The sequence below is a fragment of the Salinibacterium sp. NSLL17 genome, assembly GCF_015864935.1.
GTDB lineage: Bacteria > Actinomycetota > Actinomycetes > Actinomycetales > Microbacteriaceae > Rhodoglobus.
Genome location: NZ_JADYWH010000001.1, coordinates 1239120 through 1259290 on the forward strand (window position 1 = coordinate 1239120; position 20171 = coordinate 1259290).

20 protein-coding genes are annotated in these 20171 nt (G+C 60.3%); 16 read left to right on the plus strand and 4 right to left on the minus strand.

Going from position 1 to position 20171, the window contains the following annotated elements:
• Positions 1 to 56: 56 nt before the first annotated feature.
• Entirely contained in the window at positions 57 to 548 is a 492-nt protein-coding gene (locus I6E51_RS06020; RefSeq protein WP_197109711.1) for a M23 family metallopeptidase, read from the minus strand.
• Between the two features lie 321 nt (positions 549 to 869).
• Here I6E51_RS06020 and rpsB point away from each other — a divergent pair, with 321 nt between their 5' ends.
• The 9 genes from rpsB to I6E51_RS06065 all read left to right on the plus strand — a co-directional run bounded on the left by rpsB (position 870) and on the right by I6E51_RS06065 (position 7452).
• Positions 870 to 1832 (plus strand): 30S ribosomal protein S2, encoded by a 963-nt coding sequence (rpsB, locus tag I6E51_RS06025; protein ID WP_197106034.1) that lies wholly within the window; start codon positions 870 to 872, stop codon positions 1830 to 1832.
• Positions 1833 to 1843: 11 nt separating this feature from the next.
• The gene (gene tsf, locus I6E51_RS06030; protein ID WP_197109712.1) at positions 1844 to 2671 is read left to right on the plus strand and encodes a translation elongation factor Ts; all 828 of its coding nucleotides are present in this window, start codon (positions 1844 to 1846) and stop codon (positions 2669 to 2671) included.
• A 167-nt stretch (positions 2672 to 2838) separates the two neighbouring features.
• Positions 2839 to 3552: a UMP kinase gene (gene pyrH / locus I6E51_RS06035; RefSeq protein ID WP_197106032.1), complete on the plus strand. Its 714-nt coding sequence runs from the start codon at positions 2839 to 2841 to the stop codon at positions 3550 to 3552.
• Between the two features lie 107 nt (positions 3553 to 3659).
• Complete coding sequence (frr, locus tag I6E51_RS06040) at positions 3660 to 4211, plus strand: ribosome recycling factor (RefSeq protein ID WP_197106031.1); 552 nt, start codon at positions 3660 to 3662, stop codon at positions 4209 to 4211.
• Positions 4212 to 4285: 74 nt separating this feature from the next.
• The gene (locus tag I6E51_RS06045) at positions 4286 to 5089 is read left to right on the plus strand and encodes a phosphatidate cytidylyltransferase (RefSeq protein WP_231599664.1); all 804 of its coding nucleotides are present in this window, start codon (positions 4286 to 4288) and stop codon (positions 5087 to 5089) included.
• Positions 5090 to 5103: 14 nt separating this feature from the next.
• The gene (locus I6E51_RS06050) at positions 5104 to 5655 is read left to right on the plus strand and encodes a DivIVA domain-containing protein (RefSeq protein WP_197109714.1); all 552 of its coding nucleotides are present in this window, start codon (positions 5104 to 5106) and stop codon (positions 5653 to 5655) included.
• A 43-nt stretch (positions 5656 to 5698) separates the two neighbouring features.
• Positions 5699 to 6346 (plus strand): lytic transglycosylase domain-containing protein, encoded by a 648-nt coding sequence (locus I6E51_RS06055; protein WP_231599665.1) that lies wholly within the window; start codon positions 5699 to 5701, stop codon positions 6344 to 6346.
• A 31-nt stretch (positions 6347 to 6377) separates the two neighbouring features.
• A complete protein-coding gene (locus I6E51_RS06060) occupies positions 6378 to 6677 on the plus strand; it encodes a hypothetical protein (protein ID WP_197106028.1) in 300 nt (99 codons plus the stop codon).
• A gap of 10 nt (positions 6678 to 6687) precedes the next feature.
• The gene (locus I6E51_RS06065; protein ID WP_307783838.1) at positions 6688 to 7452 is read left to right on the plus strand and encodes an alpha/beta fold hydrolase; all 765 of its coding nucleotides are present in this window, start codon (positions 6688 to 6690) and stop codon (positions 7450 to 7452) included.
• Positions 7453 to 7462: 10 nt separating this feature from the next.
• Here I6E51_RS06065 and I6E51_RS06070 read toward each other — a convergent pair whose 3' ends face one another.
• Both I6E51_RS06070 and I6E51_RS06075 read right to left on the minus strand, forming a co-directional pair.
• Positions 7463 to 8524: an AI-2E family transporter gene (locus I6E51_RS06070; RefSeq protein ID WP_197106027.1), complete on the minus strand. Its 1062-nt coding sequence runs from the start codon at positions 8522 to 8524 to the stop codon at positions 7463 to 7465.
• Between the two features lie 71 nt (positions 8525 to 8595).
• Positions 8596 to 10935: a hypothetical protein gene (locus I6E51_RS06075; protein ID WP_197109715.1), complete on the minus strand. Its 2340-nt coding sequence runs from the start codon at positions 10933 to 10935 to the stop codon at positions 8596 to 8598.
• 282 nt (positions 10936 to 11217) lie between these two features.
• Between I6E51_RS06075 and I6E51_RS06080 the strand changes: the two genes are divergently transcribed.
• Entirely contained in the window at positions 11218 to 12966 is a 1749-nt protein-coding gene (locus I6E51_RS06080; RefSeq protein WP_307783840.1) for a hypothetical protein, read from the plus strand.
• Positions 12963 to 13907, plus strand: coding sequence for a tetratricopeptide repeat protein (locus I6E51_RS06085; RefSeq protein WP_197109716.1), 945 nt, complete (start codon positions 12963 to 12965; stop codon positions 13905 to 13907). The genes I6E51_RS06080 and I6E51_RS06085 overlap by 4 nt, the downstream gene beginning before the upstream one ends.
• A 105-nt stretch (positions 13908 to 14012) precedes the next feature.
• Here I6E51_RS06085 and ybaK read toward each other — a convergent pair whose 3' ends face one another.
• Positions 14013 to 14489: a Cys-tRNA(Pro) deacylase gene (ybaK, locus tag I6E51_RS06090; protein ID WP_197109717.1), complete on the minus strand. Its 477-nt coding sequence runs from the start codon at positions 14487 to 14489 to the stop codon at positions 14013 to 14015.
• Positions 14490 to 14606: 117 nt separating this feature from the next.
• Between ybaK and I6E51_RS06095 the strand changes: the two genes are divergently transcribed.
• From I6E51_RS06095 to ligA, 5 genes are all read left to right on the plus strand, one after another.
• Positions 14607 to 15785: a cysteine desulfurase family protein gene (locus I6E51_RS06095; protein WP_197109718.1), complete on the plus strand. Its 1179-nt coding sequence runs from the start codon at positions 14607 to 14609 to the stop codon at positions 15783 to 15785.
• A gap of 93 nt (positions 15786 to 15878) precedes the next feature.
• A complete protein-coding gene (locus I6E51_RS06100) occupies positions 15879 to 16247 on the plus strand; it encodes an ArsR family transcriptional regulator (RefSeq protein ID WP_307783841.1) in 369 nt (122 codons plus the stop codon).
• Positions 16247 to 16501: a hypothetical protein gene (locus tag I6E51_RS06105; RefSeq protein ID WP_197109719.1), complete on the plus strand. Its 255-nt coding sequence runs from the start codon at positions 16247 to 16249 to the stop codon at positions 16499 to 16501. The genes I6E51_RS06100 and I6E51_RS06105 overlap by 1 nt, the downstream gene beginning before the upstream one ends.
• A gap of 36 nt (positions 16502 to 16537) precedes the next feature.
• Entirely contained in the window at positions 16538 to 17701 is a 1164-nt protein-coding gene (gene mnmA, locus I6E51_RS06110; RefSeq protein ID WP_197106020.1) for a tRNA 2-thiouridine(34) synthase MnmA, read from the plus strand.
• 89 nt (positions 17702 to 17790) lie between these two features.
• On the plus strand, positions 17791 to 20112 hold the full coding sequence (ligA, locus tag I6E51_RS06115; RefSeq protein ID WP_197109720.1) for an NAD-dependent DNA ligase LigA: 2322 nt from the start codon (positions 17791 to 17793) through the stop codon (positions 20110 to 20112).
• Positions 20113 to 20171 lie beyond the last annotated feature (59 nt).

A 20171-nucleotide genomic window follows, 5' to 3' on the forward strand; every position in this document is an offset into this window, starting at 1 on the left:
CACAACTCGGATGCTCGCCCTAGTCGAGCCTGCAGGCGCTATGCGCTCGGGCTCGACTAGGGCTTTCGTGTCGGCAGCAGTATCGCGCGAGGGATTGCGCCGAGGTAATTCAGCGGCGACACGTATTCGCCATCGAGGCGCACGCCAAAGTGGATGCACGTGACCGAGCAGTGTCCGGGCTGCAGCTCGCCAATCACGTCTCCTTGCTGCACGGGATCGCCGCGCGAGAGCGTGGTGGTCACAGGCTCGTAGCTCGTGATGAGCCCGCCAGAGTGCCGCAATGACAGCACCGGGCGATCTACAACGACTCCGGCGAAGTGCACGACGCCCGCGGAGGGAGCTCGCACTTCAGTCGTGGTGCCAGCGCCAATGTCGATCCCACGGTGTCCCGCCGAATACGCCGTGTCAGGGGCGATATAGGGGCGGATGATCGGATGCGGTGCCTCCACGGGCCAGTCCCAGTCGGTGGGCGTGGTGGCGTTCGCACTCGCGCCGGCAACGGCCACCACGAGAAACGCAAGAATCACTGCTGAGGAGGTACGAAACATCCATTCAGCGTGCTGTTTCGGCACTCCCGATGGAGGTCTAAACGCACATCCGGGGAAACCTCTCCGCGGTGATGCTGTTGTGGGGGAGCGATGGTATGATTTTGGCAGCACCGCGTGTATTCGCGGTGACTACGCGTGCCCCGCTGCAGTACAACTACCGCAGCACACGGCCGCTATCTCCACTCAGTCCCCTCTCGTGCACCATTGCGCTGGGGGCGGAGGTATGCCCGGGCACTAGGATTCGCGCCAACCGGTCGCGAATATTAACTGAGAAGGCCATTGCCGCCACGCGCGCCAGTGAGCCAGAAAAGGAGAACGGCCATGGCCGTCGTAACCATCCGCCAGCTGCTCGACAGCGGCGTACACTTCGGACACCAGACTCGTCGTTGGAACCCGAAAATGAAGCGCTTTATTCTGACCGAGCGCTCGGGCAGCCACATCATTGACCTTCAGCAGTCGCTGGGTCACATCGACGCTGTTTATGACTACGTCAAGGAGACGGTCGCCCACGGCGGAACCATCCTCTTCGTCGGTACCAAGAAGCAGGCACAGGGAACCATCGCTGAGCAGGCACTGCGCGTAGGCCAGCCCTACGTCAACCAGCGCTGGCTCGGAGGACTCCTCACCAACTTCCAGACGGTTTCCAAGCGTCTTGCACGCATGAAGGAACTTGAAGAGGTCGACTTCGACGACACCACTCGTGGTTTCACCAAGAAGGAACTGCTCATTCAGAAGCGCGAGCTTGTGAAACTGCAGAAGAGCCTCGGTGGTATCCGTAACCTCACGAAGACCCCTTCGGCGATCTGGATCGTTGACACCAAGAAGGAGCACCTCGCTATTGACGAGGCTCACAAGCTTGGTATCCCCGTTATCGCCATCCTCGACACCAACTGCGACCCCGACGACGTTGCGTACCCGATCCCGGGTAACGACGACGCCATCCGCTCGGTTGGTCTGCTCACGCGCATCGTTGCTGACGCTGCTGCTGAGGGCCTCATCCAGCGTCACCAGAAGCCAGAAGAGGGCAAAGAAGTAGAGCCCATGGCTGCTTGGGAAGCTGAGCTTCTTGGTCAGGCTGACGCGGATGCCGCTGCAGCAAAGACCGAAGAGCCCAAGGCCGAAGAAGCCAAGGCTGAGGAAGCTAAGGCTGAAGAGCCCAAGGCTGAAGAAGCTAAGGCCGAAGAGCCCGCCAAGGCAGAGGAAAAGGCTGAAAAGGCCGCCGCTAAGCCCGCAGCAAAGAAGACCCCCGCGAAGGCTGCAGACGCAGCTGACGACAAGAAGTAAGGATTCGAACAATGGCAGACTTCAGCCTCGAAGACCTCAAGACCCTGCGCGAGCGCCTCGGCACCGGCATGGTTGAAACCAAGAACGCTCTCGTTGAGGCAGGCGGTGACCTCGAAAAGGCCACCGAACTCCTGCGTCTGCGCGGTGCCAAGAGCAACGCAAAGCGTTCTGACCGTTCCACCAGCGAAGGCCTCATCGCCGCGAAAGCCGCTGGCGGATCAACCACCATCATCGAGCTCGCCTGCGAGACCGACTTCGTTGCCAAGGGTGACAAGTTCGTTGCTCTCGGCGAGGCCGTTGCTACTGCAGTTGCTGAGTCCGGCGCGTCGACCGTGGAAGAGGGCCTCGCGGCCCCCGCTGGGTCGTCGACTGTCGAACAGCTCATCAACGATGAGGCTGCGATTCTCGGTGAGAAGTTCGAACTGCGTCGCCTGACCAAGGTCGAGGGTGACTCGTTCGAGGTCTACATGCACCGCACCAACAAGGACTTGCCTCCGCAGGTCGGCGTTGTTGTCGCATACACGGGTGACGATGCAGAGACCGCTCGCGGAATCGCGCAGCACATCTCGTTCGCTGCTCCGACCTACCTTTCGCGTGAAGACGTTCCGGCAGATGATGTCGAGAACGAGCGTCGTATCGTTGAAGAAATCAGCCGCGGAGAGGGCAAGCCTGACGCTGCTCTCCCCAAGATCGTTGAAGGTCGTCTCGGTGCGTTCTTCAAGCAGGTTGCCCTGCTTGACCAGGACTACGCTCGCGACAACAAGGTTTCGGTCGCCAAGGTTGCCGTTGACGCGGGCATCACCATCACTGGTTTTGCACGCTTCAAGGTAGGCGCCTAACACGCATATCGATGAAGGCCCGAGGCTCTATTGCCTCGGGCCTTTGTTGTGTGCCGCCGCGGATCAGGCGGCCCATCACGGTGTTTGCGGCGAATGTGCTGTGCGCCCGTGCTGAACTCTCCGCAACGCAATACCCTGTAATAGAGAACCGCTAGGGAAAGAAGACGATGACAATTCAACGCAAACGCCGAGTGCTGCTAAAACTGTCGGGAGAAGCATTCGGTGGCGGACAGTTGGGTGTTAACCCCGACGTTGTCTCGGCCCTGGCCAAAGAGATTGCTGCGGCTGCCGCTGACGTAGAGATCGCCATCGTCGTCGGTGGTGGCAACTTCTTCCGTGGTGCGGAGCTCAGCCAGCGAGGAATGGACCGCGGTCGCGCTGACTACATGGGCATGTTGGGCACCGTTATGAACGCCCTCGCCCTCCAAGACTTCCTCGAGCAAGCGGGTACCGCTACCCGCGTTCAGTCGGCCATCGCGATGACTCAGGTCGCCGAACCGTACATTCCGTTGCGCGCCGAACGCCACCTTGAGAAGGGCCGCGTCGTCATTTTCGGTGCCGGTGCAGGCTTGCCGTACTTCTCCACCGATACTGTCGCCGCTCAACGCGCTCTCGAGATTGGTGCTGAAGAAGTTCTCGTTGCTAAGAACGGTGTCGACGGCGTCTACGATTCTGACCCCCGTAGCAACCCGGATGCCCGCAAGCTTGAATCAATCAGCTTCCAGGACGCTCTCGTGCAGGGCCTCAAGGTTGTCGACTCGACCGCCTTCAGCCTGTGCATGGACAATGCGATGCCTATGCTCGTATTCGGCATGGAGCCTGCCGGCAACCTCACGCGCGCCATTGTGGGAGAGCAAATCGGCACTCGCGTGCACGGATAGCGCTCAGCGCCCCCCACACCACCCAAGCTAAACGATTTCCGAGTGCCGCACCGCAGTTGTTCACGCCTCTGCACGCTAAACTTGGATGAGACCCAGAGGAGTGCCCCGTGATCAGTGATGTTCTAGCCGAGGCTAGCGAAAAGATGAACAAGGCAGTAGAAGCTGCCAAAGATGACTTCGGCACGGTTCGTACCGGCCGCGCTAACCCGGCGTTGTTCCAGAAGGTCCTCGTGGACTACTACGGAACCCCCACACCGTTGCAGCAGCTTGCGTCCATGGTGAACCAAGAGGCTCGTACTCTCCTGATCACCCCGTTCGACAAGTCCGCGCTCAAAGACATTGAGAAGGCAATCGCAGGCGCTCACCACCTCGGTGCAAGCGTCGGAAACGATGGCAATGTCATCCGCGCCACTCTGCCGGAACTGACGGAAGACCGCCGTAAAGAGTTCGTCAAGGTAGTTCGCGACAAGGCTGAGCAGGCTCGTGTCTCGCTTCGCAACGTGCGCCGCAAGGCGAAAGACGACCTCGAGGCACTCACCGAGGTCGGCGAAGACGAGGTTGCGCGCGCCGAGAAAGAACTAGAAGCGAGCACGAAGGCTCACGTCGACACAATCGACGACGCTCTCAAGCGCAAAGAAGCTGAACTGCTCGAGGTCTAATGGTCTCCGAATTCGAAGCTCACGTTCGAGCTACAAACGACAAGATTAACGCCCGCACAGGGCGTCCTTTGGCGATGGCTCTCACCGTGGGGCTGGGGCTGGGTCTTGCGTTGTTGTTCAGCTTGATCTTTGTCAAAGAGCTGTACATGCTCTTTGCCGGCGTGCTGGTTGCCTTCACAGCATTCGAGCTCGCCAGTGCGCTTCGTTTTGCAGGCCTCAAGATTCCGCGAGTGGCAGCTGTCATCGCGGCAGTCGCGGTTGTTCCGGCGTCGTTCTATTGGCAGGCTGAAGGCCAGTGGTTTGTCACGCTCGGTGGCATTGTGTTCGTGTGGCTGTGGCGACTCGTTGAAGTAGTCGTGATGCCGAGTCACCGTGGCTCGGTGCGGTCGATCATGCGCGACCTCGGCGCCGGCGTCTTCGTGATGTTATACGTTGCTTTCTTGGCAAGTTTCACGGTGCTGCTCACTGCTCAAGACGGCGGTCAGTGGTGGACGCTTGCAATGTTGATCGTTGTCGTTGTCAGTGACATCGGGGCGTATGCGAGCGGGCTTTCGTTTGGCAAACATAAGATGGCTCCCACCATCAGCCCCGGCAAAACCTGGGAAGGGTTTGCAGGAGCAGCGCTTGCGGCGATCACTGCAGGCATTCTGCTTGCCCTCTTCATGATCGATCAGCCTTGGTGGGTTGGACTCATCTTTGGCCTCGTCATTTTGGGCACCGCAACCATGGGAGATCTAGCGGAGTCACTTATCAAACGAGACCTCGGGATCAAAGACATTAGTACGTGGCTTCCGGGCCACGGCGGCTTCTTGGATCGCGTAGATTCGTCGCTTTTGTCAGCCGCAGCGGGCTATGCACTCTTTCTTATCTTCTCGTAAGGCACAATAGAACCGTGAGCACCACATTTCCACGTAGCCGAAAGTCAAAGCTCGGGTACAACGTCGACCAGGTCGAGGACTTCCTCGAGGAGGCGCGTCGTGCCTACACCGCCGATCGCGGCGACTCGTCAGTCGTGTCGTCTCGCACCATCCGCAAGCTGGCTTTTGCCATGCAGAAGGGTGGATATTCGCCGGTACACGTCGACTCCGCGTTGGAGCGCCTTGAAGACGCATTCGCCTCTCGCGAGCGTGATCGTGCGATTGCGGAACTGGGGGAGACTGCCTGGTACGCCAACGCTCGCTCCGAAGCGCAAGAAATTCTCAACCGTCTGGCACGACGCGATGGAAAGAAATTCGCGCGCACGAGTTCTTTCACCATCGGATACTCGATCAAAGACGTTGATGCGTTTGCTCAGGAGCTTTCCGACTACTTCCAGCACGGTGCCCCGCTCACGATCGATCGCGTGCGCACGGCGGCTTTCCGCAGCGCCAAGGGTGGCTATCGCGAAGCGCAGGTCGATTACCTCATCGACTCTGTCATCGACGTCATGCTTGCCGTTCGCTAATTCCCTCTGTTTTTTCAGGTCTGTCCGTTAGCATCGTCGTACTTTGTTTATTAAATCTCATGCGGCAATCCTCCGCGCTCAGGCCAAGAGTCAGAGCGCGGATCTTTCTGGGCGGCACAAACGCGTCTCGTGGAGCTTGCCTGCTTTCGCTTCGACAGTGAGCTTGGGATTCATTGCGACGTTGATGATGGCTGCTCCGACGCCGGCGAGTACTGTTTCGGCCGCTCCGGCGCCGTTGAGCACCGTGCAGCGCGCAGAAGTGCAATCGATCACTGTTGCCGAAGGCTTTGTGAACGAAGTTTCGCGCGACAAACTCACTATCAAAGAGATTGTCGTAGAACCTGTTGTTGTCGCCGCGCCTGAAGCGCCGGCTGTTGGCACTCCTGACCCGGGCACTGCCCAAGCGATTGCGCTGTCTATGCTCACTGCCCGAGGCCTAGGCACGAGTGAGTACAACTGCCTCGTCAGCCTGTGGAACCGCGAATCTGGGTGGAACGTTTATGCCCAGAACGCGTCGAGTGGTGCCTACGGCATCCCGCAGGCGCTTCCCGGCAGCAAGATGGCTACTGCGGGTGCGGACTGGGCTACTAACCCCGCAACTCAGATTGCGTGGGGCTTGAGCTACATCGAGGGCCGTTACGGAACTCCGTGTGGCGCGTGGGCTTATTCAGAGTCCAACGGCTGGTACTAGACCGTCTCGCGTCACCGCATAAGCTTGAGCTATGCCTCGTTCTAATCGCCCCCGTGGGCGGCGTCGTCCCGACGATGACGACAACGGTGACCTCCGGCAGGCACTGTTTGGCTCGCGGCGCACCGAAATGAAGCGTGACGGCGAATGGAACGTTCAGCCTGTCTCGCCCGCTAACGCCGTAAAGAACTACACGTGCCCCGGATGCTCGCAAACGATCACTTCGGGCACTGCGCACACCGTTACGTGGCGTGCTGACGGCATCATGGGGTCCGCAGACGACCTCGCCGCCCGCCGCCACTGGCATCAGCACTGCTGGAAGATCAGATTGTGAGCCGTACCCTGTGAACGAAACTGCTGTGAACGACACTCCCGCAAGCGAACCCATTCGGGGTGCTACCGAGCTCCCAGCGGTGCGCGAGAATATCGAGCTGCACACCGACGACGGCTTCACTCTGGTGGGGGAGTTGTCGCTTCCGGAGTCAGGACACATCGCAGCGACGCTCGTCACACTTCACCCCTTGCCGACGGCCGGCGGGTTTATGGACTCCCACATCATCCGCAAAGCTGCCGCTCGACTGCCGGCACTCGCCGACATCGCTGTGCTGCGCTTCAACTTCCGTGGGGTTACGTCTCCCCGCGGAACATCAGAGGGCTCGTTCGGTGAGGGCGAGCTTGAAGCGCACGACCTTGCAGCGGCAATGGACTTCGTGCGTGAACGCGGGCTTCCCAACGTGTGGTTGCTTGGGTGGTCATTTGGCACAGAGGTCACACTCAAGTACGGCTTGCAGCATCCGATCACGGGCGCAATTTTGCTTTCGCCGCCGCTGCATCGTGCGACTGCGGATGACGTAGCCGCGTGGGCAGCAAATGAGCGTCGCTTGGTTGCGGTGATTCCCGAGCTCGATGACTACTTACGGCCTGAAGAAGCCGCGCAGCGCTTTGCCTCGGTGCCTGAACTGGAATTCGTCGCCGTCGAGGGTGGCAAGCACTTGTGGGTGGGGGAGACGCAAACCTATCGCGTGCTCACCGAGGTCGTAGCACGGCTCAACCCTGTGGTGCTGCCGCTGCCGCGCACGTGGCCGCCCGAGGCAACACCGGCCCTGTGACGCCTCGTCGTTAGAGGTCTGCTTGGCGCGGCACGACAACTTGCTGAACAATCAGCAGGATCGCTGCGGCAACGGGGATTGCGATAAGCGCCCCCAGGATGCCGAGCAGTGTTCCGCCGGCGAGAGCTGCGATCACCACGAGCGCGCCGGGAATCTTGACGGCTTTGTTCATGATGCGTGGGTTGAGCAGGTAAGCCTCAACCTGCATGTAGATCAGGTAGTAGATTCCCACGGCGATCACGCTGGGCGGGCCGTTGAACAGCAGCACGAGCAGCGTGATAACAATGGAGCCGCTGAGCGTTCCAACGAGTGGGATGAGTGACCCGACGAAGGCGATGAAGGCCAGCAGTGCTGAGTACTTCACGGGGAGCCCGAATGCCGGGAAGATCAGAGTCAGGACCAGGAACGACAGCACACCGTTGACGAGCGCGAGTGAGCCCTGACCGATGACGTAGCGACCAACTGCAGCGCTGACTTGTTCGGCGAGGTCGATGAACTTCGCGCGCTTGGTCGCAGGCACGAGTTGGTACAGGCCACCTTTGATGTTGTTGAGCGACGATACGAAGTAAATCGTGAGGATAAGCACGATGATGGCGCCGGTAATTCCGGTGGCGATACCGATGCCGACGGCGAACACTCCGCCACCGATCGTGGTGAAGTCGAGGTCTGCGATCCAGACGTTGAAGCCGTCGAGCAGATCTTGCACGTTGAGCCACGGGAACGCTGTCTCGACGCTCTCGCGAACGGTTCCATCGAAGAAGGCGGTGACGAGTCGCGGGATGGCTTCGGACGCGTTTCTGACCTGCTCGGCGATTACGGGAACGATCGCAAAAATGAGCCCGGTGAAAACCCCAAGCACGCCAGCCAGCACGGTAAGAATCGCGGTCCATCGCGGGAACTTCTTCGTCTCGAGCCACGTGACGACAGGGTCGAGGCCGAGCGCGAGGAAGAGCGCTGCCCCCACGTACGTCAGAATCGTCGCGAGCGAAATCACCGTCTGGCCGATTCCAACCGCGACAAGAACCCCTAGACCGCCGAGTAGTCCGAGGCGGAATGGATTGAGGATCTTCATTGCATGGCTCCGTTCGGCCTAACGCAACTGTGTCGGGCTGAGCGCAATTCTAGGTGCCGTGCGGGCTGTTGCTAGCTAACTTCCTCGGCTTGGTTCAGAACTCCGCGAAGGTTTTCGAAGTATCCGGCAACTGTTTCGCGTTCCGCCTTGATCTTGGCGAGGCGGTCTTCGGCCTCGCTGACGAGATCGTGGGAGCGCTTCTCGGCGTCGTCGAGCATCGCCTTGGCACGCTGTTCGGCATCCGCAACTTCGTCGGTAGCCCGACCAGAGGCGTCGGCGAGCAACGTTTTGGCTTCGGCTTGCGAGCTCTTGGTGAGCTCCTCTGCTTCGTTACGTTTGGCGTTAGCCTCACGCACAGCTTCGGCCAGTTGGGCTTGGGCTTCCTCGAGGTAGTTCTGCGTTTGAGCTGTTGCCTCTTTGTGCTGCGCCAGGAATTCCTTTTCGGCGTCATCGCGGCGTGCCGCAATTTCCTGCTCAAGTGAGATGCGGGCTGCTTCGGCCTCGCGCTCGATCGTGGTGCGGGTCTCCTCAAGCTGATGCTTGATGGTGGCGCGTGTCGACTCAACCTCGTTGGCTAGTTCTGCACGCTGGCGTGCGATGTCGCGCTCAAGGTCGGTGGTCTGCTTCTCGACATCGTGAGCGAGCGTGGACCGTGTCTCTGATGCGTAGCTTTCGAGTTCGGTGCGCTTGCTGTCGATTTCAGCATCCAGCTCTGCGTGGCGGCGTGCCATTTCTTCTTCGAGGCCTGCCGTTGCCGAGGCTATTTCTGCTTCGAGTTCGTTGCGACGAGTGCTCGTCTCGGCGTCGAACTCGGCACGAGCGGTGGTGCTCTCCTGTTCGAAGGCGGCGCGAGCGCTCGTGATTTCGGCTTCGAGACCGGCCTGCGTGGTCTCTACATCGCTTTCCAAAGCCGCGCGTGTTGTCGAGACTTCCTTGGCCAGTGCCTTCGTGGTGGAAGAAACTTCCTTGTCGAGCGCCTTCTTCTGAGCGGCGACATCGGCGGCAAGCTCTTTTCGAGTGGTCTTGACGTGAGCATCAAGCTCAGCCCGCGTCGTGGTGACCTCGTCGTCGAGGGCAGCCTTTGCGGTGGCAACCTCTGTTTCGAGTTCGGAGCGAGTGGTCGTAACCTCTTGTTCAAGTGAGGCTTGGGTCACCTTCACTTCTTGCTCGAGTGCCGTCTTGGTGCTGGAAACTTCCTGTTCGAGCGCTGCCTTGGTGCTCGTCACCTCATGTTCAAGAGCAGCCTTCGTGGTGGACACCTCGTCTTCGAGTGCCGCACGAGTTGTGGTGACGTCGCTCTCGAGTTGCTGGCGGGCTTCGCGCTCTTCGTGTTCCCACAGCTCGCGGGCCTCGGAGAGTTCGGCTTCGAGGGATGACTGCGTCGCGAGAACGGTCTTTTCAAGTTCAGCGAGCGTGTTCGCTGCTTCGGTCGCGGCGGCTGTGCGTGTGGCTTCTGCTTCCGCTTCGAGTGCAGCGTACGCGGCATCGAGCTCAGCCTGATGCTTGGCCTTGGCCGCTTTTGTTTCGTTGGCGAGCGTGGTGTGGGCCGCTTTTGTTTCGTTGGCGAGCTTGGTGTGAGCTGCCTTTGTTTCGTTGGTGAGCGTTTCGCGCGCTGTGGCTGTTTCGGCCTCGAGCTCGGCGCGTGCCGTCTCGATCTCGCGAGCAAGGTCAGTGCGTGCTTGTTCGATGTCGCGGTGGAGGTCTTCTCGCTGCTTGGTGTTTTCGGCCTCGAAGGTTGCGCGGCCGAGCTCAGCATCGCGAGCCAAGGACTCTGCTGCTTCGCGGGCTTCAGCCACTTCGCTTGCGGTGCTGGCACGCAGCTCCGTCATGGCGCGTTCGGTTTCGGCACGCAGTGCTGCAGATTCACGCTTGGCTGAAGTGCGAGCATCCGCAGCTTCTGTTGCTACAGCACCGCGAATAGTGGCGGCTTCGCGGGCAGCGTCGGCGACGAGCTGAGAGGCTTCGTCTTTCGCCCGACCGATGAGAGCATCAGCTTCGGCACGAGAGGATTTGGCGAGGGCGGCGGCTTCACTGTTTGCATCGTTGAGGATGCGTTCGGATTCAGTGGCCGTGTCGGCACGCAGCGCCGCGGTTTCGGACTGCACGGCCTTGCGCATTTTCTCGGCGTCGATGTCAGCTTGGCTGATCAGTTGAGTGGAGTGCTCTTCAGCAACGCGCAGCATGCTTTCGAGCTTGGAGCCGAGTCCGCTGTAAGTGGGGCTTCCCGATTCGTCGAGCTCAGCCTGAAGATCCTCGTTGACGGCGAGGAGTCGCTTTACCTCTTTAGTGGAGGAAGTGCGGTCTGCTTTGGCGGCTACAAGCTCACGACGAAGCTCGCCAATCAGTTTATCGACGTCGTCCCTCTTGTAACCGCGCATCTCTGTGCCGAAATCGGTATCGTTCGCGGCCAAGATTTCTCCTCGATGTCAGCGGAATGAACCCTCTGAGTTTAGTGGGGTGAGGAGGCCTCCTGTCATTCTGGTCTCATCCCCAATCTGGGGCGTTCACTGATCTCCCAGAAACTTCCCAGAAGAGTAACTAGTTCGCACGAAGACGATCGGCTATTCTTGAACGTCTTTGTTGTTGCCTACCCGCGTGGATGGGGCCCTTACCTCCAGTCCGACCGAGGTTCAGCCAGTGTGGCTAGGGCCCTCGCACGGCGAGTAATCCTGGGCAACACGAAAGGAGAGATAGTGAGATTCGTTCTCGCCATAGTTAGCTTTATGCTCGCAGCCGGACTCATCGGCTACGGCATTGCACAGCAGACCATTCTTGCGACCCCAGATCAAGTCTCGGTTTCCGCAGAAACCAGCGGCGCCGCGCCTCTCACCGTGATCAGCGGTGAAGCATTCAATACGTACTCGGGCAATCAGACGATCCGCATCGAAGGCGATCGTCGCGTCGTCGCTGCCTACGGTCGCACGACCGACGTGCTCGCGTGGGTCGGTGACGCCAGCTACAACATGGTCACTCTCGACGCCGAAACGGGAGACCTCGCCACTGAGAGCATCAGCGGCACAGAACAAGAGGTTCCCGACCCCTACACCTCTGACCTGTGGCTCGAGAGCTACGAGGCTGAGGATGAGCTCGCTCTCACCGTGAAGATTCCGAGCGATGTGTCATTCATCGTGGCCGCTGATGGCATCGAGCCCGCACCAAACGCGGTATCGATCTCGTGGCCGCTCGACAACACCACCCCCTGGGCTGGTCCGCTCATCCTCGGTGGTGCTGCCGTGTTGCTGCTCGGCCTGATCTTCTTGATGTGGGCTGTGCACCACATGCGTCGTGCTGGCGGCCCTCGTCGCAAGCCGCAAAAAATGCCCAAGGTTCCTAAAAAGGCCCGCTATAAGCCTTCTAAGCGTGGTTCCAAGGCGAGCGAAAGCACCACTTTGCGCACGAGCGTTCGCTTCGCAGTGCCGACCGTTCTGGTAAGTGTTCTCGTGTTGAGCGGATGCACGACCTCGAGCACGCCGAACTCCGCAGCCGATGAGAGCGTCCCGAGTCCTACTGCGACCTCCACCTCTGCGGCAGGAACCGCGGCAACTCCCGCGGTATCCGTGCGTCAGATTGAGAAGATCGTTGCGCAGATCAGCGCGGTCTCCCAAGAGGCCGACGAAGAGCGTGACACTGATCTCATCGAGACACGCTTCGCTGAAGCTGCGCTGGAATATCGTCTTGCGAACTACAAGATGCGCAAGGCAGACGATTCGATTGCCCTCCCGGCTGCGATTCCGGATGGCCCCGTGCAGCTGACGTTGCCGCAACAGACTGAGTCCTGGCCGCGCACGGTCTTCACGATCATCCTCGACGAGACTGATTCAACGGTCGCTCCGATTGCATTGTTCTTGGAACAGGAAACTCCTCGCGACAACTACAAGGTCAGCTACGCCATGAACCTTGAACCCTCCGTGGTGTTCCCGGATGTCGCGGCTGCCAGCGTGGGTACCTCGCGCCTACCCGCCGATAGCGGTCTTTTGCGTTCCTCACCCACCGAGGTTGCTCTCAACTATGCAGAGATTCTTGAACAGGATGTCGAAAGCGACTCCTATCTCGACTTCGAAGCTGAGGGCGACAGCCTTCGTGTGAGCGTCGGTCTTGCCGTGAAGAAAAAGGAGAAGGCCGCCCTCTCCAGCACGGCCACTCTGACCTACGGTCACGAGCTTGGTTCGGCAGATCCGATCGCGATGGCGACGATCGATGCGGGTGCAATTGTTGCCGTGCATCTTTATGAGACTAAGGTCGCAGCGCCCAAGGAAGAGGGCTCTGCTGTGACCTTTAGCGGTCAGACGAAGGCTCTCTCCGGCATCTCGATTACCGAAGAGGGAATCAAATCTACCTACGGGGATCAGTTACTCTTTTATGTCCCAGCAGCGGGCAGCGATGAGAAAATTATCCTGCTTGGCTACACCCAAGGACTTGTTGCAGCATCGGAGTTGAAATGACTAACGCCCCCCTGAATGCCGCTAGCCTTCGCGGCGCAGTGGATCTCTCATCCCTCGTTCGCCAGCACAACACGCCCGCCCCTGCGGCAGGCGAGAGTGCCGGCGCCACGACGGCGGGAGAAACGCCACAGCCCAGTGGTTTTGCCACCAGCGCGAACGACGCTTCGTTCACGCAGGTCCTTGAGCTGTCGAACACGGTTCCCGTGATCGTCGAGTTCTATGGGCAGGGCATCGAGCCAGCTCTCGAGCCCACGATCGCGCAGTACAAGGGCCGTTTCGCCCTGGTTGTGGTGGATGCCACGAGCAACCCGCAACTGGTGCAGGCTTTCCAGGTGCAAGAGGTTCCCACGGTAGCCGCGGTTATCGGTGGGCGTCCTGTGCAGCTCTTCAGCGGCATCATGCCCGAGAACGATCTCAAAGAGGTGCTCGAGCAGGTGTTGCAACTGGCAGCCGAGAACAAGGTGACCGGCACGCTGCCGGCCCCCGAAGGGTCTGACGCAGCTGAAGAAGAACCAGTGGAAGAGCCGCTGCCGCCGCTTCATCAGGAAGCGTTTGATGCCATTTCGGCTGGCGACTATCCCGCAGCGATTGCCGCGTACCAGTCAGCTATTACTCAGAACCCGCGCGATCAGCAAGCAGTCGCTGGGCTTGCTCAGGTGTCATTGTTGTTGCGCCTCGACGGGCACACGGTTGACTCTGTGCGCAGCGCAGCAGCCCAAGAGCCCCTCAACGTTGACGCTCAGTTGGCGGTTGCCGACCTCGATGTCTCTGGCGGACACCTCGGTGATGCCTTCGATCGTTTGCTCGAACTCTTTCCTTCGGCCGACGCCGACGGCAAGGGCGCTATCCGCACCCGAATGCTCGACTACTTCGAAATTGCGGGCGCTGAAGATCCTCGTGTGGCCGATGCGCGCCGCCGTTTGACACTGCTGCTCTACTAGGGCGGGGTGGCATTCGGTTCGGGCGCCCAGTTGCTGCGCGAAACACGCTAATCGCGCACGCGGCGCGACAATCGCACGCGGCGCGTCAACTCCGCACGCTGTGTGTTAGCCGCGTGCGATGGGAGCGGTAATTGCCGCAGCCGCGCGGATGAGGTCACTCGGCGCGAGTTCAATGTCACAACCGCGCGTACCGCCGCTGACAAAAACGGTGTCGAAGAGTTCAACGGTTTCGTCAATCACCGTGCGGTGCGTTATTCGCTGGCCAAGCGGACTGATTCCTCCGAGTACGTAACCAGTGCGGCGTTGCGCGACCGTGGGATCAGCCATGCTGGCCTTCTTTCCGCCCACAACGGCGGCGAGTGCTTTGAGGTCCAATTTTCCGGAGACAGGCACCACAGCTACGACCATCTCGTCATCCACCATCGTCATCAATGTCTTGAACACTTGCTCGGGGTCAACGCCGAGAACTGTGGCCGCTTCTGCACCGTATTCAGTCGTGCCCGCATCGTGCGCATAGGGGTGCGAGGTGAAGGAGATGCCGAGCGCGTCGAGTGCCACGGTTGCCGGAGTGCCGAGCGCCATTAGCGGGCTCCTGCGTTCGGGCGAGTAGAAGCGGGGTCGAAGCGAGAGTGCATGCGATCTAGAGTAATGACACACAGACATCCGGATGGATTCTGTGGGGGGAGTAGCGGAGTTACGGTGACGATCTATCTTGACCATGCGGCGACAACGCCCATGCGCCCGGCTGTGGTGCAGGCGTTTGCGCACGCATTGCCGGTCGTCGGTAACCCTTCGTCAATTCACTCCCAGGGGCAAGCGGCCAAACGTATGCTCGAAGAGGCGCGCGAGGCGGTGGCCGCGAGTGTGAGTGCAGACTCGGTTGAAATTACCTTTACTTCTGGCGGGACAGAAGCAATTAACCTCGGTATCAAGGGGCTGTACTGGGCCCGCAATTCTGGTGGCGTCCAACGCCGCCGAATCTTGGTTGCCCAGGCCGAACATCACGCCACTATCGATGCTGTGGAGTGGATGAGCGCTCACGAGGGCGCAGTACTCGACTGGATTCCCGTCGACGCTGTCGGTCGCATCGACGTGGACTATGTGCGCGAGGCGCTCGCCGACGACGTTGCTCTTATTTCGATGCTCTGGGCCAACAACGAAGTCGGTACCCTCCAGCCGGTTTCCGAAATTGCGGCGCTTGCCAAGGCCCATGGTGTTCCCGTGCACGTTGACGCGGTATCCGCGCTCGGTTACGTTCCGATCGACTTTCATGCTGCCGGTGTTGCTGCGCTCAGCGTTTCGGCACACAAAATCGGGGGACCGGTCGGCGTCGGTGCGCTCGTGATCGCTCGTTCGGCATCCGTGACTCCGCTCATTCATGGCGGAAGTCAGCAGCGCGCACGCTCCGGCACGATGGATGCTCCGGGGGCGGTTGCTTTTGCGGCAGCAGCGCGGGAGGCCACAGCCGATCTGGCAGAGCAGGCAACTCGGCTCACGGCGCTGCGCGATTCTCTCATCGCCGGAGTTCGCTCAGCAGTGCCCGAGGCTGTGCTGCGGGGCGATCCGCACGATCGGCTCCCTGGCAATGCGCACTTCACGTTCCCGGGTTGCGAGGGTGACTCTCTCTTGTTCCTATTGGATGTCGCAGGTTTCAGTGTTTCGACGGGTTCCGCTTGTCAGGCGGGGGTGCCAGAAGCGAGTCATGTTTTGCTCGCGATGGGTCTCGACGAGCCCACTGCTCGCGGTGCTTTGCGGATCTCGCTCGGAGAGTCCACGACGGCTGACGAGGTTGCTCAGTTCGTTGCGGCCTTGCCGCACGCGGTGGAGCGGGCGCGAGGTGCCGGCTATTCGGACCGCCTGACTGTGCTCGGTCGTTAGGGCCACTTTCTGCTCGTGCGGTGCCGCGCACCGTCAGCCTTGACCTTGCCATCACCTATGTGTAAGTTTTTTATTACAGGTGAAAGGATTCTTGTGAATTCTGAAGAGCTCGGAGCGTGGTTAGCCGCGGTGGCTAATCCGCAACGCATGCGCATTCTGGCCGAGCTATCGAGCGGCCAGAAGCACGTGAGCGAGCTCGCTCGTCGCGTCGGAATGTCCCGCCCCTTGCTATATATGCACCTCGCCAAGCTTGAGGAAGCGGGCTTCGTCGCCGGCCATCACGAGCTGAGCGACGACGGCAAAGCGCTGAAGCTCTTCGAGGTGGTTCCCTTTCGCGTCACCGTTACGCCGGCTTTGCTCGCGCGGGCAGTGGCGAAAACTGCGGCGACGAGTGCGGCACCCGACATCGCCGTCGACGATGCAACTCCGTCCGACAACAGCAACTCTCACGAAGGAACATAATGGAAATCTTCTATAGCCTCTGGTTTTGGATCGCGATCATTGCCGTCACGGGAATCATCGCGGGCGTGATCACCAACGCGGTCAACAAGAAGGCCGAAACCGCCAAATACGTTTCGGATGCCCAAGCGGGCGGCGATTATCGGACGCTCGCCGAGCAGACGCTCGAAGCCAATCAGGTGCTCATTCAGCGACTGGATGCCATTGAACAGCGCCTCGCTGGCGTCGAAAAGACGCTCACCGACATCCCGCAGTAAGAACTTGCCCAGCAACTCGTCTCGTACACTTGATGTATGAAGGTTTTAGCGGCGATGAGTGGCGGAGTGGACTCCGCGGTTGCTGCCGCGCGTGCAGTCGAGGCAGGGCATGAGGTTGTTGGGGTGCATTTGGCGCTGAGCCGGCAGCCAGGAACCCTGCGCACCGGTGCTCGCGGTTGCTGCACGATTGAAGATTCCATGGATGCCCAGCGGGCGGCCAACATGATTGGCATCCCGTATTACGTCTGGGACTTCTCCGAGCGCTTCAAGCTCGATGTCGTCGATGACTTCATCGCCGAGTATTCGGCCGGACGCACTCCGAACCCCTGCATGCGCTGCAACGAGCGCATCAAGTTTGCGGCGCTCCTCGAGAAGGCTGTCGCCCTAGGGTTTGACGCTGTGGCTACCGGCCATTACGCCAACATCGTTGAAGATGACAACGGCAATCGTGAGCTTCACCGCGCTGCGGCCTGGGCGAAAGACCAGTCCTACGTTCTTGGTGTGCTCACGACCGAGCAGCTCGCGCACAGCATGTTCCCGCTCGGGTCTACGCCGTCGAAGGCAGAGATTCGTGCTGAGGCCGCAGAGCGTGGTTTCTCGGTAGCGAACAAGCCTGATTCTCACGACATTTGCTTTATCCCTGATGGCAATACTCGCGGCTGGTTGGCCGACAAGGTTGGCGCAGAGCAGGGCGAAATTCTTGACCGCAATGGCGAGGTTCTCGGCAAGCACGAGGGTGCTGTCGCGTTCACGATCGGCCAGCGCAAGGGCCTCAACGTCGGTTATCCCACGGATGACGGCAAGCCCCGTTTCGTGTTGGAGATCCGTCCCAAGACCAACGAGGTTGTTGTCGGGCCCCGCGAAGCTCTTGCTCTTTCCGAAGTCGCCGGCACCAAGTTTTCGTGGGCTGGGCTTGACCCGCTCGCCTCGGGTTTCATCAGCGAACCCGGTGCAAGCTTCGAGTGCCATGTTCAAGTGCGCGCACACTCCGACCCGATGCCGGCCACCGCTCGGATTGCCCCGGCAACCGAGGGCGTCGACAACGTCGGCGATGCGAAGGGTCCCGAGCTCATCGTGCGGCCCCACGAGCCGCTCATTGGTGTCTCGCCCGGCCAGACTGCGGTTCTTTACGTTGGCACGCGAGTGCTTGGCCAGTGCACAATCGCACGCACCGTTTCTGCGGTTCCGGTCGGGGTCTAAAAGTCCTCGATTGGCCCCTCGGTCGGCTCTCCTGCGGAGTCGGCATGGTTGCACACTCAGAAGTCAGTGCCGCTGTTTACACTTGAGGCGTGGCTACTAGCACCGAGAACTCAGGTTCCTCCCACTCGTCCGACGACCAGGTCGTTGAGACAGCCGATCCGTCGCTCGCCGAGGCGCAGCACGAGGCAGAAAGCCTCACCACGCGCATCCTTGAACTACGTGATGCGTACTACGTGCGCGACGAAGTGCTGGTCGATGACGCCGAGTATGACGGTCTAATTCAGAGGCTCGAGAAACTTGAGACCCTGCATCCTGAACTTCAGGGCCAAGACAGCCCGACCCTGCGCGTTGGCGGTAAGGCAGCCACCCTCTTCGATCCCGTTGAGCACGCCGAACGCATGCTGAGTCTCGACAACGTCTTCTCGCTCGAAGAGTTCGCTGAATGGGCCGCGAAGGTGCAGCGCGATTCTGCGCGCGACGTCGACTTTTTGTGCGAGCTCAAGATCGACGGGCTGGCGATCAACTTGCGCTACATCGATGGTGTGCTCGTCAGTGCCGCCACCCGGGGCGACGGTCGCGTGGGCGAAGACGTGACGGAAAACATTGTGCGCGTGGAAGGCATTCCGCAGCGGCTGGCAGGCACCGGGCATCCGCCCATCGTTGAAGTGCGTGGAGAGGTGTTCATTCCGCTCGAGCTGTTCCGCGAGCTGAATGCCGAACAGACTCGCATCAGTGAGAAGGTTTTTGCGAACCCCCGCAACGCTGCGGCGGGGTCGCTTCGTCAAAAATCTGAAGGCAAATCTGAAGAGAAACTTGCCCACATGCGTCGGCGATTGTCGTCGTTGCGGATGCTCGTGCACGGCATCGGCGCGTGGAATGGTGAGCGTGAGGGCCACGAGCCCATTCGCACCCAGAGCGAGATCTACGGTGTTCTTTCCGGTTGGGGCCTGCCGACGAGCAAGTATTTTCGAGTAGTGCCGACGGCGGGCGAAGTAGAAGAATTCATTCGCTACTACGGCGAACACCGGGACAGCGTTGAGCATGAGATCGACGGCATTGTGATCAAGGTCGACGAGCTTGCACTTCACGACGAGCTCGGCGCTACCTCTCGTGCGCCGCGGTGGGCGATCGCCTACAAATATCCGCCCGAGCAAGTGAACACGAAGCTGCTCGACATCGTGGTGGGAGTGGGGCGCACCGGTCGCGCAACACCGTATGCGGTCATGGAGCCGGCGCTCGTTGCCGGGTCTGTCGTGCGGCAGGCAACACTGCACAATCAGGATGTCGTCAAGCGCAAGGGTGTCCTCATCGGTGACACCGTTGTGCTGCGCAAGGCGGGCGATGTGATCCCCGAGATTCTGGGCCCGGTCGAAGAACTGCGGGATGGCAGCGAGTACGCCTTTGTCATGCCCACGAATTGCCCAGAATGTGGAACACCGCTGCGGGCGATGAAAGAGGGCGATATTGACTTGCGGTGCCCGAATGCCCGCAGTTGCCCCGCTCAAGTGCGAGGTCGTATCGAACACGCCGGCAGTCGGGGCGGGCTCGATATCGAGGTGTTGGGTGAAGTAATTGCTCGTGCCCTGACCCAGCCCCGCGAACCCGAGGTTCCTCCGCTGATCAACGAGGCGGGGTTATTCGATCTCACGGTGGAAGATATCTTTCCGATTGTCGTTGCGGTGCGTGACTCCGAGACGGGGGAGGTGCTCGTCAACGATGACGGCTCCGAGCGACTCGTCACTCCGTTCCGGCGTGCACGCAAGTTCACGGGCAAAGACGCTGACCCCGAGTTCGATGCCGACGCGACCCAATTTTCTGGAACACCCGATTGGGTGCCGTCGAGCAACGCAATCAAACTCATCGCCAATCTTCAGGAAGCGAAAACCAAACCCCTCTGGCGGCTCCTAGTTAGCCTCAGCATCCGCCATGTCGGTCCGGTCGCTGCGCGTGCGCTCGCCGACTATTTCGGCTCGCTCACCGCCATCCGCGAGGCCACGCGAGAAGAACTTGCCGCCGTGGATGGCGTGGGCGGAATCATCGCTGATTCTGTGGGGGACTGGTTCGAGGTCGATTGGCACCAAGAGATCGTGCAGCGGTGGACAGATGCGGGCGTGCAGTGGTCAACTCCCGGTCATGCCGGCCCCGGAGCCGCTCAGTCCAATGACGGGATTCTTGCCGGATTGACCATTGTTGCCACGGGCAGCCTCGATGGATTCACTCGTGAAGGCGCACAAGAGGCGATCATCGCGGCGGGAGCTAAAGCGGCCTCCAGCGTGAGCAAAAAGACTGACTATGTTGCCGCCGGGCCGGGTGCCGGTTCCAAACTCACCAAGGCGGAGCAGTTGGGCATCCCCGTGCTCGACGCTGCACAATTCGCCCGTCTGCTCAAAGGTGGCCCTGAAGCTATTTAAAACTATGCAAAACGACAGTAATGCCTTTGGTTTACCCCCGAACAGGGCGCGATTGCCTT